The organism is Paenarthrobacter nitroguajacolicus (assembly GCF_051027655.1).
Taxonomy (GTDB): Bacteria; Actinomycetota; Actinomycetes; order Actinomycetales; family Micrococcaceae; genus Arthrobacter; species Arthrobacter nitroguajacolicus.
Genome location: NZ_CP073234.1, coordinates 418,902 through 434,498, shown reverse-complemented (window position 1 = coordinate 434,498; position 15,597 = coordinate 418,902). Strand labels below are relative to the sequence as shown.

Sequence of the window (15,597 nt, the reverse complement as noted above, 5' to 3'; positions counted from 1 at the left end):
TATTCCTCGTTTTGGCATCCTGCTTCTCGCTTTGTTGCCTATCGCATTTGCACCGGCCGCCGCAAAAGCCGACGACACTCGCGTCAGCGCTGATCGGCATGGACGACAGGTAGAGGTTGGAGCTACTTTCGTATTCAATCCAGAGACAGGTAAATCTGAGCCGAAATCCGGCACCTCACCCGAGTCCGAGGATCCAAATCAGTACATGGCTGACGTGCACTGCCGATCAGGTGGAACGGACACTCCCGACAGGGGTTGCCTCACGATGGAATGCCCGGCCAAGACACCGGGAGGCGAAGAAGGCACACCTGTGATCTGGCGACAGGCACCAAAGTCCATCACCAATCCCACATGGACCGACTACCCAGCTGTCAGCGGACCCACCTGCCTCTACGACCCCCAGCCCGAAAACGTCCTGGCCAACATCGCCGCCAGGATCTTGAACGACTTCCGACAACTTCCCGTCAACCCGGGAAGCCTCGAAGCCCAGCCCTTCCCCCACACCCTCAAAGGCGGACCCACCAACTTCTACGCCACCACCGGCGAACAAGGCTTCGACGTCACCATCCTCGGCCAAGCCGTCCACCTGACCGCAACGCCAGCCAACTACACCTACGCTTTCGGCGACGGCACCAACCTCGGACCAACACCCGCCGCCGGCTACTCCATCCCCGAAGCCGAATGGCTCAACAACGAGACACGCACCAGCCACACCTACACAAACACCGGCAACTACCAAGCCACCCTCACCACCAGCTTCACCGGCACCTACTCCGTCAACAACGGACCACCACTACCCATCAACGGAACCCTGGACATCACCACACCCGCCAAAACCATCCAAGTCTGGAAAACAGAAAAAGCACTCGTCGCCGACACCTGCCAGGAAAACCCCAACTCCTGGGGCTGCCCCGGCACAGGAACACAGTGACATTGCGCCCAGCGGCTCCTGCCCGATCAGGCGGAGGTAGCGGGGTGCAGAAGAGGCAGCGATATCGGGCGGGCTGGTGGAAGCGGTTTGCCCAGCTCAGTCAAAGCTCGCCGGGCCATGGCGACGTCATTCACACATATTCCATCCACGCCAAGACCAGCTGCGGCGCTGATCTCTTCGCCTGTCTCCAATGTCCACGGAAACACCTTCAGTCCAGCGGCATGCGCTATGGCGACCAAACCGGCGTCGAGAATTCCAACGGCCGGCGCAACGGCGGACGCTCCGGTGGCCAAGGCCGCGTCCACCAGGTCTTGAGCAGGCGACGGGTAGAGTCCGGGAGACCGGGACGGGGTTGCCCTGCTGAGCGCGACCAAAGGGACTCCCGGCAATACGCCGGACATTGCCTTGATGATTTGGGGATCAAAGCTCCTGACCCGCAAAGCTTGTTCATCTTGATGGGCCGCCAAGACCTTGGACAGCGCCGTCACAATCCCATGACCGTACTCGTCCCAAGCTGCCCCCTCAGTTTTGACCTCAATATCCAAAATGACGCCACTGGCATTGGCAAAACGCAGAAGGGCCAAGGTTTCAGAAAGTGATGGCACACGGGTTTCGATATCGACGTCGGTTGTCGTCGCGGGGTGCTTCTCTACTTTGGCTTCACGAAGCTTCTCAAGCCTGATGTCCCTATCATCGATAACCGCATCGTGGCGCAGCGCAAGCTGGCCATCAGAAGTGAGCCAGACGTCCACTTCAATGGCGTCGACGCCAAGACGGAGCGCCTCGACGAAGCTCGCCAGGGTGTTGCCATGACGATCGGCCAATACGCCCCGATGTCCTTGAATCTCAATCACTTGTGCTCCCTATTCGGCTTCGTCAACGACGGAAACTTCAGTAACAGTGGAGAGCTGGGAGAGCTTGGCCACGATGTCCGATGCAGCCATGGTTCCTTCAATTTCCAGCTCAATTTCAACGAGGTCAGCCACAGCGGTTTCCGAGCCTTGCATCAATCGGTCCATCACGCCCTTGGATTCTCCCGAACCCCGCATGGTGGCAAAGCCCTGAACGCGAAATCCTTGCTCGGTACATGTATGGAGAACATCCCTCAGGGCGCCGACCCCATCCACGTAGCTAACTCTGAGCAGCCACTGGCTCGGAAAGCCGAAGCGAAGTTTCCCGGTCACCACAGGGTAGACGTAGACGATGACAAAATGGGCTGCAGTAACGAACACTGCGGGCAACACCAAGCCAGCTCCCGCGGCAGTTCCGACAGCTGCAGTCACCCAAACGGAGGCGGCCGTGGTGAGGCCCCGCACCTGATTTCGCCTCACGAATACAAGCCCAGCGCCGATGAAGCCAATGCCGGACACTACCTGTGCCGCCAGGCGGGAGGGATCCAACCTCACCAAATCCACCGTCAGCACGTCGCTGAACCCATATTTGCTGACCACCATGAACAGCGCAGCACCCAAACCCACCATGGCGTGTGTTCGCATACCCGCCGACTTGTTTTTGCTTTGACGTTCAAATCCAATGGCGGTGGACAATACAAGCGCCACGGCCAAGGCCAAGCACATATGCCACCACTGCGTATCAGCGCTGAAGATCACTTCATGCTCCTGTTCCTGTTACTCGGTAAGACCCCCTTCTTCTGTAGTCCAAGTGGAAGACCCAGTCCGATAGCGGATGTTCCAGGCAGAAGCCGTTCGAAAATCAAACGCGGCGTGAGCCGGTCTGGCTGCAATGCTTCCAACGTGTGGACGTTCCAGTCAATGGATCTGCACGTTTGTGCAGATCTTCACCCAAGGCTTTGTCAGAATGTAACTACATGCTATTTTCGGCGCTCGTATGAGGTCAGAAACCCCGCGCTGGCAGCGGAATCGGCGATATCCACAATTCCGAAAATGAGTCTTGTGATACCTCTCGTAAGTGTGTAGGTTGAGCAATGACCTGAGGTTAAGTTGTCAGGTCAAATATGAAACAAACGCTTTTCAGCAAGTGCTAAATCGCCCGGACAGCGATGACGAGGGGGTCAACGTGAGGGTTCTCTATGGGCAGATCAAACACAAATGGCGCACCGGTCGCCGCCTCTACGGCGCCGGGTGGAATGCATGAACGGGTTCACCCGGAAAGCCACGGTGCTGAATCAAGCCGGGGGTCGGTCAACAGACCGCCAATAGCCGGTATCAAGAGGCGACGCTGGAATCGAAGAACGCAAAGGGACGCCTGGGTATTTGCTGCATTTGCGGCACCCAATGTCCTGTTCATCCTTCTATTCACTTACCGTCCGCTCATCACGAACATCTACTACTCCACCCTGGACTGGACCCTAGGGTCCGCCAGTGCCACTGCCGTGGGTGTAGGCAATTACGTGGAGTTCTTCACCTCTCCGGATGCTTCAAGCGTCTTGGGCGTCACCGCCGTATTTACCATCACGACTGTTGGTGGCGCCATGATTCTGGGTCTTCTGGTGGCGCTTGCGCTCAATCAGAGACTCAAGGGCAGGACCTTTGCAAGGGCTGTGGTCTTCGCCCCCTACGTCCTTTCAGGCGTGGGCGTCGGCTTGGTGTGGCTGTTCATCTTCGATCCGACGTACGGCGTCCTTTCCTGGATCCTTCGCGGTGTGGGGCAGGCAAGTCCGCAATGGGTAAATGATCCGAAGCTTGCTCTTGTCATGGTCATCATCGTTTATGTCTGGAAAAACCTCGGCTACTGCGCTGTGGTGTATCTGGCCGGCCTGCAGTCCATTCCCCCGCAGCTCATGGAAGCAGCGGCCTTGGACGGTGCCAGCAATGTCCGGCGCTTCGTGTCGATTGTGGTTCCCCTGCTGTCCCCCACCACGTTCTTCCTCCTGATCACCTCATTACTAAGCTCCCTGCAGGCGTTCGACATCATTCGGATCATGACTCCGTCAGGCAACGGAACCAGCACTTTGATCTTCGATTCCTACCTTCAAGCGTTCGGTTCCTACAACCGGGCGGGATACTCGGCGGCTATCTCCGTTGTTTTGTTCGTGGGCCTGCTCATCATGACAGCCGTGCAGTTGCGGTTTGTGGAGCGAAAGGTTCACTACTCATGAGCACCGATACCGCTGAAGCTCCTCCCACCCGCGACCGTCCGCTCTCCTGGCAAAACCTGGGCAGGACCATCGCGGGAGGTTACGTTCCACTCGTTCTGGCAACGCTCGTTGTTTTCGTTCCTCTCCTGTGGATGATGCTGTCGTCATTGAAGGCGCCCGGGGAAATAGTCACAACAAACCTGACCCTGCTCCCAAAAGACCCGAACCTGCAGAATTATGCGGACGCAGCGTCCACCGTGCCGTTCGCCCGGTTCTTCCTCAACAGCGTCATCGTTACCGTTGTTGGGTCCACGATCAAATGCATCCTGGCCGTATTTACGGCCTATGCCCTGGTCTTTGTCCGATTCCCGTTCAAGAGGGTCATCTTCCTGCTGATCCTGGTGGCGCTGATGGTCCCACCGCAGGTTTCGGTTCTTCCCAACTATGTGTTGATAGCTGGAATGGGAGGCCTGAATACCTATTGGGGGATCATCCTTCCCGGCCTGGGAACCGCCTTCGGCACCTTCCTCCTGCGGCAGCACTTCCTTACCCTGCCTCAGGCAATCATGGAGTCGGCGGAAATCGACGGCGCGGGACACTGGCGAAAGCTCTGGAAGATTGTTGTACCCGTGTCGGTGCCAAGCATCGCGACCGTTGCTTTGGTAACAATCGTTTCCGAGTGGAACGAGTACATCTGGCCGCTCATCGTCACGGACCATCCGGACATGATGACCCTTCCCGTCGGGCTGACACAGCTCGTCAATAGTGATGGCAGCACTCAGAACTGGGGCATGCTCATGGCCGGCGCCGTGATCGTCCTCCTGCCGATTCTGGTCATCTTTGCTGCATTGCAGCGTTACATCGTCTCCGGCCTCACTCAAGGCTCAGTCACAGGCTGAAGCCCACCACATCGAAGTTCTGCTCAATGCACTTCGACCACTAGAAAGGCAGCTTTTCCATGTCGATATCACTTACCCGAAAGCACTTCCTCGGTTTGGCCGGAGCCACTATCGGCGCCGCCGCTATGGCAGCGTGCGCAGGCCCCTCCACCGACGGTGCCGGCACGGCGCTCAAGACTCTCTCCCCGGACGAATGGTCCAAGATCAAGCCGGCCTCAAGTATCAGCTTTATGTCCAGCCACCCCGGGAAATCCCGGGACACGGAAATGAAGCTGATTGAAGCCTTCCAGTCAGCAAACCCGGGCATCACCGTCAACCTCATCACGGGCGGCTCAAACTACGAGGAAGTGGCACAAAAGTTCCAAACCGCCCAGGCAGGCAGTGAAGTACCGGACGTCGTTGTCGCTTCTGACGTGTGGTGGTTCCGGTACGCCGTCTCCGGGGCCATCCTGCCAATTGACGATCTCCTGAAAGCCGTCGGTGTGAGCACTTCCGACTACAACCCCGGCCTGATCGGCGATTACAAACACGCTAACCAGCAATGGGCCGTCCCGTATGCCCGCTCCACCCCGTTGTTCTACTTCAACAAGGACCACTTCAAGGCTGCGGGCGTGCCTGAACGCGCACCCGCAACCTGGGAGGAGTTCGCCGAGTGGGCGCCTGGAATCAAGGCGGCAAACTCGTCGGGCTCCGGCTACCAGAACGCCTATCAATACCCGGCGATCGCGGGTTATGCCGGGTGGACGTTGCAGAACGTTCTCTGGGGACAAGGCGGCAGCTGGTCAAAGGAATGGGACATTACGGCTGATTCCGAGGCGTCAGTCGCTGCAATGCAGTGGGTGCAGGATTCCATTGTGAAACAGGGCTGGGCGGGAGTCTCGTCCAAGAACGCCATCACGGACCTGCAGGCAGGGGCGGTAAGTGCCACCATCAGCTCGTCCGCAGACCTGGCTGCCACCTTAAAGGCGGCGAAGGAAGCAAACATGAGGATCGGCGTCGGATTCTTGCCGGGAGGCTCCGTCGCGAGTACGCAAGTTTGCCCAACCGGGGGCTCAGGCTTGGTGGTGGCCAGCAAGACTTCACCGGAACGTCAGCTGGCAGCCGCCAAATTTGTGACCTTTGTGACCAACGCGCAAAGCACAACGGCTTTGTCTGCAGCTACCGGGTACCTTCCGGTGGCTGCGGCAGCAGATATCTCGTCGATTGTTGCTCAGACACCGGAGTTTCAAACCGTGGTGGACCAGCTCAAGGTAACCAGGACCCAGGACTTCGCGCGAACGTTCCTCCCCGGCGGAGACCAGGAGTTGGCCAAGGCTGCTACCAAAATCATGAACGAAAAAGCCGATGTGAAGTCGGCGCTGACCGAGCTCAGAGGAACCTTGGAAGGTATCTACAACAAGGATGTGAAGCCCAAACTAAAGGCCTAGCATCGCGTGACGTACCGCGCGAGCGTCGCCGCCATCAGGGTGTGCGACGCTCGCGTAGCGGTAGGACGACCCCCAGCTACTTACCAACTCCATCGGCAAGTCCACGGATAAAGTACCGCTGCCCGGCGAAGAAGAGCACAATCACTGGGATTGCGGCGATGGCCATGCCCGCGAACACCACGGGGTAGTCCGTGCCGTGCTTGGACATAAGATTCGTCAGCCCAACCGGCAGGGTTTGCAACGCTCCCCCGCTGGTGAAGACCATGGCAAACAGGTACTCGTTCCACGTAAACAGGATGTTGAGGAGGACAGTCGAAACCAGGATCGGCTTGCACATGGGCAAGATGACCTGCCAGAACGCCCGGGCTTTGGAAGCGCCGTCCACTGATGCTGCCTCATCCACCTCTGCGGGCAGGTCCATCATGTAAGCCCGGATAAGGAACGTTGTGAACGGGACACGGAACGCCGTGTACAGAATCAGCAATGCCCAGAGATTGTTGTAGAGACCCAAGCTCTGGAACATCTTGACCAGCGGGATCAGGGCAACCGTGGGAGCAAGCATGAGGCCGCCAAGGATGAGAACGAGCACCACCCTGTTAAAGGGGATGTTCACCCTGGTCAGTCCATAGGCTGCCCAAGCACTGATGAATACAGTCGCAACGGTGGAAGCAACCGTGACCAAAACGCTGGTAGTCAGGTAGTCACCCACTCCCCGATTCCATGCAGTGACGTAGTTATCCCATTTCCACGCAACGGGCAGGGCGAAGGGATTGGAGAACAGCTCGGAGTTGGACTTGACGCCGTTCAGCATCATCCAGACCAACGGGTAAATAACGACGACGGCGAGGGCAACCAGGAACGCTTTGATCAGGACCCGTCCGAGTACCAGCAGTACAGCTGAGCGCGTCACCATTGGACCCTCCTTTTCTTGGAGATACGAAGCTGAATGACGGCCAGGACCAGCGTGATGATGAAAACAGCAGTGGCGACGGCGGCCGCGTAGCCAAAGTCGTTGCGGACGAATCCGCTTCTGTAGAGCCAGGTGCCGAGGACCTGGCTGGAATTGTTCGGTCCTCCGCTGGTCATCACCATGACCTCGTTGAACACTTGGAAGGCTCCGGACACCGTGACAATCATCATGAGGCCGGTCATTTCCCTGACGAGCGGCAAAGAAATCGAAAAGAAACGCTGGAAGGGGCCCACGCCGTCGATGGACGCTGCTTCATACAGCTCCGAGGGGATCCGCTGGAGTGCCACCGAGAAGAGAAGCGTGCAATACCCGAAGCCTTGCCACTGGCTCATTGCGATGATGGCAAAGATCGCTGTGTTTTCCTGCCCCAGCCAGGCCTGAGTGAAGTTTCCGAGGCCCAGGAAGTCCAGGGACGCGTTCAGGATGCCCATCTCGGGTTCGTAGATGAAGTAGAACAAGAGACCAGCGACTGTCAGAGAGATCGCGGAGGGTACAAAGTAGACGGCTCGAAGGATTCCCCTCCAACGTTGGCTTCGTAGTCCCTCGATCATCGCAGCGAGGATCATCGCCCCGAACACCTGGAATGCGATGGAGATGATCGCGTAGAGCGTGTTGTTAAGGAGTGACTTCCAGAAGATGGGGTCGTTGAACATGCGGACGTAATTGTCCGCCCCCACAAAGGTTTGGCGGCCACTGTAGATATCCCACTTGAGGAAACTGAAGCCAAGGTTCTGCACCAAGGGCAGGTAGGCGAACACACCCAGCAGCAGGACAGCCGGCAGCACCCACACAACGTTGCGCCAGCGGCGTGTTCGGGCAGACTTGGCAGCCCGGTCTTTCGGGGACTTAGTGGAAACGGGCGCCGGTGGCGGGGCCGCCGGCTTCCAGGCAGTATCGGAAACGGTCATGGCTTCGCCTGCTACTTAGCTGCACTGGAAGCTGCTCGGACGGAGGCAAGAACCTGATCGGGGGTCTGAGTTCCGGCCACCAAGGCCTCCCCGCCGGCGAGCCAGGCATCAGCCACCGCGGGAACAGTTACGGAGTCCAGCCAGGTTATCGCCGCGGACGCTTCATTAACTTGCTTGATGCCCTCGATGACAGGTCCGGAAGAATTTTCAGTGGAAACTGCGCCCTTGACTGCGCTGGGCTGCCCATACGGCGGAGCGGAGAGTTTCGCAGCATTCTGGCTGTTGGTGGCAAACTTCATGAAATCTGCTGCCAGTGCGGCGTTCTTGGAACGCGCATTGATGATGTAGCCCTCGGGGGAACCTTCAATTGCTTTCGGATCGCCCTTGGCGTCTGTTGCCGCCGGAAGCTTGAAGATACCCAATCCATCCTGCTTGAGCTTTGACTCAGCAGATGCGGTGGAGTCGAACTCCAGGATCTCCTGGTAGTACATACCTGACTTCCCCTCAGCCAATGCCTGCTGCGCCGTGGTGTAGAGAACACCGTTGGAGTCTTCGCCGCTACCAGTGCACTCATTGACCAGGGTGGTGAACTGGTCCATGGCCTTGAGGTAACCCTTGTCCTCGAGCTTGGCCGTTTCCGGGCTGAAGTCTGCTTGCAGCGTCTCGGCCGGCACCTCGTAGGCGAAAAGTTGCTGCAGGTAGTGCAGCCCCGGCCAGCCGTCCTTGTTTCCGAACGAGATCGGCTCGTAGCCGGCTCCCTTGAGCACGGAGCACGATGAGATGAGTTCATCGAAGGTGGTTGGCGGTGTCAGGCCGAGTTCTTTGAAGATCCGCTGGTTGTAACCCATGAACTTGCCGTTGTTGTAGAGCGGGACCGCGAAGTACTTGCCGTCTTTGGCAAATGCTTTCAGTGCGGATTCGCCGAAGTTGTTCCCCCATTCTGTGCCGGGGGCAATGACCGGGGTCAGATCTGCCGCGAGTCCTCCATCAATGAAGTTGTTGGCCCAGCTGCCAGCCCACGTGAAGTAGATGTCAGGCATTGCCTGGGACGCAGTCAGCGTCTTGGTCTTGTCCTTGATGCTCTGGTCCGTTTCCTGGATGAGATCGAAGGACACTTCCGGGTGCTGCTTCTTGTACTCCGCAGCCAAGTCCTCAAAGTACGGCTCCAGCGGGTCTCCGCCAAACTTCGTGAGGATGCTGAGGGTTCCTGTGTACTGTGGCTCAGCATTGGGGTCCAGGACAGCAGCCGGTTGGCTACCGCCGTCGGAACAGCCGGTAAGCGCCAAAGCGGCGCCGGCCATCAATGCCATCAGTGATTGGGTGCTTTTACGCATCATGTCTTCTTTCGGTCGAAGGGCCGATCAGCCGGGGGGTTCCTCTTGGGAGTGGGAAGTCATGCCCGCCGTTGGGATGTGCTTCACGGAAACGGGCTGAAGGGGTAACTCCTGGGATGGGACTTGGTATGGAATTTGTGATACCGGTACCACAGTGAATCATGATTTGAGGCAGCGGGGAAGAGAGCTAGAGAAATTTACAGGAGGAATTTCTAGTCGCTGCGGGCAGCCCGCACAGGGCCGTCCGAGGAGCGGGCGACGAGCAGGGAAGGCAGGACGTGTTTCTTCGGGGCAGACGTATCGCCGTCGATCCTGGCAATGAGCTGCTGGGAAGCAACGGCCCCCATCTGGCGCATGGGTTGCTGGATCATGGTCAGCGGCGGTTCCATGACGGCAGCCCAAGGGCTGTCGTCGAACCCGATCAGGGAGACGTCCTTTGGCAGGCGCAGGTTTTTGGCGCGGAGCGAATGCAATGCCCCAACCGTCGCCTCAGTCTCGGTAGTGAAAATGGCAGTTGGCGGGTCCGCCAAAGCCAGCATTCCGCTGACAGCCCGCGTCGCCTGGCCCTCGTTCTTGAGGACGTGAGTGATAAGAGCTGTGTCAAAGGGGATCCCGGCCTCTTCGAGCGCGTCGAGGTAACCCCTCAACCGTTCGCCATCACTCCAGAGGGCCTCATCCAGGATGCTGTGCATTTGTTTCAAGTCCGTCGCCGGGCTCAGGGTCACTGGCCCCCACGCGAACGCAATGCGCCGATGCCCGTTGTGAATGAGCGAGGCTACGGCCGATCGCGCAGCTTCCCGGTTGTCGATGACCACCGAATCCGTCTCCAGCTTGTCCACCAAACGGTCGATAAGCACTACAGGAGTTCCGCGATCAATGGCATTGGACAGATGCGAGACGTCGTCGCTCCGGCCTGCCGCGGAGGCCACAACGAGGCCATCCACTTGCTTTGCCAGCAAGACAGCGATGGCATCGCGCTCCAGCTCAAGCTTCTCGTCAGTGCTCAGAATGATAGCGTCATAGCCGGCCGTTTTCGCCGTTTCCGAGATGCCTTTGAGCACGCCCGAGAAGAACGGGTTGGCCACGTCCGCCAGCACAATTCCAAGGGTTTTGGTGACCCCTGTGGTCATGCTTCGAGCCAGCGTGTTCGGCTGGTAGCCCAATTTCTCGGCGGCCCGCATCACCTTGGCACGCGTGGCTTCACTGACCGAACCATAGTTCCCCAGGGTTCGGGCAACCGTGGCCCTCCCCACTCCCGCAGCTGCTGCTACTTCGGTAATGGTGGGGGCAGCCGGGTGGTTCTGATGATCCGTCGCCATCCGGCCCCCTTCAGTTGTGGAATCCGCGTTTGCGGTTCCGTCCGTTGATTTGTCTCTGCATCAGATCCTAGTAGCTACCGCGACTGCCCGGCCGCTACCTCGACTGCCCTGCCGTATCCAAAGGCGCCCTCCACATAACACTGGGCCGCGGCCGACTCCGCGCCACGAGCCAGGGCTTTCTGCAAAGCGTCGGCCGGCGGCCGGTACGCCCGGCTCCAGCCGGAGCCAAGCAGGCTGACCACGAGTCCCGCCAGGAAGGCATCCCCGCAACCCATGGTGTCTGCGAACCGAAGCGGGTCGGTGGGTGCCGCTGCCTGCGTGAGGAAGCGTTCGCCGTCGTACATTAGTGCGCCTGACTGGCCGCGTGTCCCCACCGCAAGCGCAACGCCCGCCGCATGTACTCGCCTGAGGTCATTTTCGACGGCGGCAACGGTCATGTTTCCGCACGACAAAAGCGCCAGGTCCACGTAGGGCGCCGTCTGCATCAAATAGGAGTCTGTTCGACGCTCAGGCTCGGACGAGTAATCAAAACTGACAAGCGTCCCTGTGCTTCGAACGGCAGGCAACTGAGGCTCGGACGCAGAATAGACGCTCGAATGCACCAGATCGGCTGAAGCCAGGTACTTCAGGTGCTCATCCTCCAGCGCGAAGGGATGACTCGTGGTGACGCCGCCTTCGTTCCAGCCCAGGAAGATCCGGTCGCCGTCCACCACTTTGATTTCGGTGACCCCGTTGAGGCCATCGCGGATGATGCACTGACTGGTATCAACACCCTCCGCATCAATGGCATCGCGGACAAAAGCGCCCAGCGGATCCGAGCCAAAGACGCCGAGGTAGGCGGACTCAACGCCCAGCCGGCGGGCAAAGACCGCGACATTGACGCAGTTTCCCCCCGGGTACATCACTTTGCGGTCGAGAAAACGGTCCACGATGTTGTCCCCGAACCCGATTACTTTCATGCTCTTCCTGTCTCGAAGCTGCGGGCCCGGACAGAACCGGGCCCGCAGCGCGGCCTTATGCCTTTGCGGGCGTCGTGCTGGTCAGTATTCGACCACCCGGTAGTAACGGCGCAGGTCCAGGGAGTGGTTGCGGACGCGTTCGAGGTGCTTGCTGAAACGGTCAAGAACCGTGTCCAGAATCAGCGGGGCAAGAAGTGCACGGAATCGTGGGCTAACCCCCGGGAGTTCGTAGTCCTTGCTGTCCAGCAAAGTGGTGTTCTTGTTGTAGTTTTCGGCGAACTTGGCCACGCGGTCCATCAGCGGGCGGGTCTCATCCTCGCCCAGGAGCAGCATGAGGCTGGTGTCTTCTTCGATGAGTTCCAGGGAGCCGTGGAAGAACTCTGCACCGTGCACGCGGGTTGTGCGAAGCCACTGCATCTCTTCCAGGATGCACATGGAATAGAGGTAGGTGAGGCCCCAGAGGTTTCCGGTGCCGACAAGGAAATGGTAGTCAGCGTCCTTGTTCTTCTCGGCAAAGGCTTCCGCCACGGACTCTGCTTGACGGGCGACGCCGACCAAGCTTTCGGGAACGGTCTTTAGTTCCGCCGCCAGTTCTTCGTACCCTTCAAATTCGCCCCGCGCAGAGAGAAGTCGGGTGCTCAAGAGAATCATGGGAATGTCGAACGGCCAGGTTTTGGGTTCAGTAACCAGGGCAACGTCCAGGGCCTTGGCGAACGGGCTATCTCCGAATCCTGTGAACCCTACGGTGTAGGCGCCCTTGGCCTTCGCGAACTCGATGGCCTCGATAACGTCTTCAGTGGTGCCCGAAACGGAGGCAAAGACGGCCACGGAACCGGGGCCGAACGTGGGGTCATCCGTGAGCATGAGCTCTTTGCCGATGGACGCGCGGACGGGCAGGGTGGAGCGGGACCGGATGAAGTGCTCGTAGGGCAGCATCGCGGCGTAGGTTCCGCCGGCGCCGATGAGGAACAGGTTGGTCAGCTCCCGCTCCTGGATGGAGTCAACAACCGATTCGATCTGCCCCTGCAACGCCAGCGCGCTGCGGGTCTGCGTGAGGAATTCCTCTTCTTTGAAGCCAAGCACGGGTGGTCCTTTCAATATGACGCCTGAGAGAGTTGAAACATGTTGATACCGGTATCAATATGTGGTCATCATGATGTCATGGGGAATCGGGGGCGTCAATAGATTGGGTGGGGTTTGTTTTCTGGGGAGAGGGAGAGTTGCTGCCGCGTGCTGAAACGTTAGGGCGTCCTCATGGGTGCCCTGACGAGGTCACCTTGCCCGCGGAAGCGCCCCTGAGCTGGTTCATCAGCTCGGGGCGCTGTTGCCCGGCGCTGTTCACGCGCGGAGTCAGCGTGGGTTCCGGCAGGGACTCCATCAGGTGTTGGACGTCGGCCCTATCGGCTAGGTTCGGGTCGAGCCATTCCGCTTGCTCAACCGCGTGAGTAGAGGACTTCCCCCGTCCGTGACGCCTGCGAATGACGAGGAGGCCTTTTTATGGCGCAGGCTGGGTATTAACGCTCGTACCTTGGTAACAGGCATTCTTCGCTGTCAAGTGCCTGACAAACACCCCGCGCTGCGCCTTGGCCGGTGAGGACTTGAGTCCGATGCCGCTCTCGGTGAGGTTGTGGACGATGTTGACCAGGTGCCGCAGGTCCCGGCCGAGCCGGTCCAGTTTCCAGACGACCAAGGTGTCGCCGCGGCGCACCGCCCGAAGGCAAGCCGTCAACTCTGGTCTGTCGTCCTTCTTTCCGGACGCCCGGTCTTCGTAGAGCGATACTGCATCGATGCCGGCGGCCAGAAGCGCGTCCCGCTGCAGGTCGGTGGTCTGGGAGCCGTCGGCTTTCGAGACGCGCATGTATCCGATCAGCACGGCAGTTCTCCCCTGTCATTTATACGTTCGTTAAAGTGACATCCCAGGACAAATTCCTAGTGACTTTCGGCGATATATGGCGGTCTTTTGCGGCGCTATTTGGCGTGTTCCTAGCAGTAGGCTCCGCGTCGTTCTTCAGATGGTGCGCCTTTGGAGCTCGCGGTACACCGTCGTCCGTGACACGCGTCTACGCCCAGGGCAAAGAGAGCATTTCGCTGCGCGGTGAGGTCCTGTTCGTTCGTGGAGACCCGGGCGAAACCGATCTTCATTCCAGTCATAAGGAACATGGTTGCAGTAAACCCCCCGTCACCGTTCATTTCATCGTGCGGGTCTTACGTACATGGCCCAAGCCCGCAGTAGCGCGGAGGGTGGTAACAGGCTTTGGCAGCACGGTGATCGACCGGCTTACGGGCGCAGTGGTGTTCAAATGGAAGAATTCGAGGATGACAAAGGCTGCTGCGACTATCCCTGGCCGACTTCGGCCCACCCTTGACGCCTTGGTGTCCGCGTGCAGGGACGACAAGAGGGTGCGCTCAGCCTGGCTCGAAGGCTCGATCGCGCAAGGTGCGGCCGACGACTGGAGCGACATTGACCTGCATCTGTTGGTCGAGGAGTCGGAAGCGTTCGACGCACAAGGCTGGTTGAGCGCGATCGTTCCGCTTGTTCTTGCTGACGCGATCCCCGGGGTGCCAGGAGCGTTGATATGCCTCACGCCCGACTGGATCCACATCGACCTCGTTCTCCACTCAAGCACCGAGGATTTGCCGGATTGCCAGCGTGAGGTGCTTTTGGATCGGGACGAGGAAAGGGTTGCGATCACGGTCGGGACCGTGCCCGGTCCTGCCGATCCCTACTTTCCTGAACAGCAAGTTCGGATCTTCCTGTACTTCATGGGGACAGCCATCGCTGCCCATCACCGCGACGATCTGATAGCCCTGCTCCATGTAACTACGATGATGCGAGATCGGCTCCTGATTCAGTTGATGCTTGCGGAAATCGGGGTAGAGGCAGAGGATGGAGCCAAGAGGACTACGCGGCGTTTGAATGCCGAACAGATGGACTGTCTTCGTTCCCTGCCTTCCACCGCGGTCAGCGAGGCATCCTTGCTCCAGGCGCTGAAAGTGATCGCAGCCGAGTACCTAGGGAGGGCACATCGGCTGGCGCGCAATTGCCACGCTGTGTGGCCAGATGAGCTCGAACTCGCGACCAAGCGCTTGTGGGCCCGCGAGCTCGGCTTCATCCTCTAGCGGCTAGCCGAGCGTTTTTCCCTAAGTTGAACCCAGCCGCATCCTTCCGCTGCAGGCATGTCCCTGTGAGGGATCCGTTATCGTTCACGATGCTGCCGGTCAGACCTCTACTTTGTAGCCAAGAGCGAGGTCAGCGGCGTTCAATCCTCTGATGCCCCAGTTCACCTTGGGAGTCTCGGTAATCGTGATCTCAAGACTGTGCGGCGCGATCCCGGCTTCCGCCTCGATGCGATGGAAAAGCTCTGCGATCAACGCACGTTTGGCATCATCAGAGCGCCCCTCGAACATGGAGATCTCAATAATTGTGTAGTCGGCACCGCGATCCTCAGGATGAACGAAGTCCTCATCGTCCAGCAGGATAAAGCGCTGAAAGCACTTGTCTGCCGGATACTCCAAAGCGGCCATGACCGCACCGTGAATCGCAGTCTTCAACGTCGCCCGCCGAGGGCCAAGTGTCCCTCGATGCCCGTAAACGATAATTTGTGCCATGCGAGCACCATACCTGTCTGCGGGGAATGAAGCCGGCGGCCGAACGGGCACCAAAGCGTCCGGTGAGGGATCCCTCACCGGACATGGCAGGACAACGAATGGAATCGTCCACGAGGCGTTCGCTTCGAGGAGATCCTGAAGGGCCGCTTGGCGGATTCGTCCGTCACCGTGTCTGGACATCCA

The 15,597-nt window shown here is 59.0% G+C and carries 15 protein-coding genes and 1 pseudogene; 5 read left to right on the top strand and 11 right to left on the bottom strand.

Features of this window, described 5'->3' with window-relative positions; genetic code table 11:
* Window positions 1-205: 205 nt before the first annotated feature.
* The gene (locus KCX59_RS02290) at window positions 206-931 is read left to right on the top strand and encodes a hypothetical protein (RefSeq protein WP_434122607.1); all 726 of its coding nucleotides are present in this window, start codon (window positions 206-208) and stop codon (window positions 929-931) included.
* A gap of 26 nt (window positions 932-957) precedes the next feature.
* On the opposite strand, the gene KCX59_RS02285 is transcribed toward KCX59_RS02290, so the two are convergent.
* Both KCX59_RS02285 and KCX59_RS02280 read right to left on the bottom strand, forming a co-directional pair.
* Window positions 958-1,785, bottom strand: coding sequence for a glycerophosphodiester phosphodiesterase (locus tag KCX59_RS02285; protein ID WP_179016717.1), 828 nt, complete (start codon window positions 1,783-1,785; stop codon window positions 958-960).
* Window positions 1,786-1,794: 9 nt separating this feature from the next.
* Entirely contained in the window at window positions 1,795-2,541 is a 747-nt protein-coding gene (locus KCX59_RS02280; RefSeq protein ID WP_370629156.1) for an MgtC/SapB family protein, read from the bottom strand.
* 440 nt (window positions 2,542-2,981) lie between these two features.
* Here KCX59_RS02280 and KCX59_RS02275 point away from each other — a divergent pair, with 440 nt between their 5' ends.
* From KCX59_RS02275 to KCX59_RS02265, 3 genes are read left to right on the top strand one after another with little or no spacing between them, the layout of a single operon-like run.
* Entirely contained in the window at window positions 2,982-4,010 is a 1,029-nt protein-coding gene (locus tag KCX59_RS02275; RefSeq protein ID WP_256871332.1) for a carbohydrate ABC transporter permease, read from the top strand.
* Window positions 4,007-4,888: a carbohydrate ABC transporter permease gene (locus tag KCX59_RS02270; protein ID WP_179016718.1), complete on the top strand. Its 882-nt coding sequence runs from the start codon at window positions 4,007-4,009 to the stop codon at window positions 4,886-4,888. The genes KCX59_RS02275 and KCX59_RS02270 overlap by 4 nt, the downstream gene beginning before the upstream one ends.
* A gap of 59 nt (window positions 4,889-4,947) precedes the next feature.
* Window positions 4,948-6,315, top strand: coding sequence for an ABC transporter substrate-binding protein (locus KCX59_RS02265; RefSeq protein ID WP_179016719.1), 1,368 nt, complete (start codon window positions 4,948-4,950; stop codon window positions 6,313-6,315).
* 76 nt (window positions 6,316-6,391) lie between these two features.
* Here KCX59_RS02265 and KCX59_RS02260 read toward each other — a convergent pair whose 3' ends face one another.
* From KCX59_RS02260 to KCX59_RS02225, 8 genes and pseudogenes are all read right to left on the bottom strand, one after another.
* Window positions 6,392-7,228 carry a carbohydrate ABC transporter permease gene (locus KCX59_RS02260; protein ID WP_178993481.1) on the bottom strand — a complete coding sequence of 279 codons (837 nt, stop codon included), beginning with the start codon at window positions 7,226-7,228 and terminating at the stop codon, window positions 6,392-6,394.
* Window positions 7,222-8,193 (bottom strand): carbohydrate ABC transporter permease, encoded by a 972-nt coding sequence (locus KCX59_RS02255; RefSeq protein ID WP_178993482.1) that lies wholly within the window; start codon window positions 8,191-8,193, stop codon window positions 7,222-7,224. The genes KCX59_RS02260 and KCX59_RS02255 overlap by 7 nt, the downstream gene beginning before the upstream one ends.
* 11 nt (window positions 8,194-8,204) lie before the next feature.
* Window positions 8,205-9,527: an ABC transporter substrate-binding protein gene (locus tag KCX59_RS02250; RefSeq protein WP_179016720.1), complete on the bottom strand. Its 1,323-nt coding sequence runs from the start codon at window positions 9,525-9,527 to the stop codon at window positions 8,205-8,207.
* A 212-nt stretch (window positions 9,528-9,739) separates the two neighbouring features.
* Window positions 9,740-10,846: a LacI family DNA-binding transcriptional regulator gene (locus KCX59_RS02245; protein ID WP_179016721.1), complete on the bottom strand. Its 1,107-nt coding sequence runs from the start codon at window positions 10,844-10,846 to the stop codon at window positions 9,740-9,742.
* A 74-nt stretch (window positions 10,847-10,920) separates the two neighbouring features.
* Window positions 10,921-11,805, bottom strand: coding sequence for a PfkB family carbohydrate kinase (locus KCX59_RS02240; RefSeq protein ID WP_179016722.1), 885 nt, complete (start codon window positions 11,803-11,805; stop codon window positions 10,921-10,923).
* An 81-nt stretch (window positions 11,806-11,886) separates the two neighbouring features.
* Window positions 11,887-12,888 (bottom strand): SIS domain-containing protein, encoded by a 1,002-nt coding sequence (locus tag KCX59_RS02235; RefSeq protein ID WP_179016723.1) that lies wholly within the window; start codon window positions 12,886-12,888, stop codon window positions 11,887-11,889.
* 412 nt (window positions 12,889-13,300) lie between these two features.
* Window positions 13,301-13,678: a recombinase family protein gene (locus KCX59_RS02230; protein ID WP_434122606.1), complete on the bottom strand. Its 378-nt coding sequence runs from the start codon at window positions 13,676-13,678 to the stop codon at window positions 13,301-13,303.
* Between the two features lie 185 nt (window positions 13,679-13,863).
* Window positions 13,864-13,956, bottom strand: a pseudogene (locus tag KCX59_RS02225) (recombinase family protein); the annotation flags it as partial.
* Window positions 13,957-14,121: 165 nt separating this feature from the next.
* Between KCX59_RS02225 and KCX59_RS02220 the strand changes: the two are divergent.
* Entirely contained in the window at window positions 14,122-14,925 is an 804-nt protein-coding gene (locus tag KCX59_RS02220) for a nucleotidyltransferase domain-containing protein (RefSeq protein ID WP_256871333.1), read from the top strand.
* Window positions 14,926-15,024: 99 nt separating this feature from the next.
* Here the strand turns inward: KCX59_RS02220 and KCX59_RS02215 are convergent, their stop codons facing one another.
* The gene (locus KCX59_RS02215; RefSeq protein WP_089597617.1) at window positions 15,025-15,414 is read right to left on the bottom strand and encodes a tautomerase family protein; all 390 of its coding nucleotides are present in this window, start codon (window positions 15,412-15,414) and stop codon (window positions 15,025-15,027) included.
* Window positions 15,415-15,597: the final 183 nt, after the last annotated feature.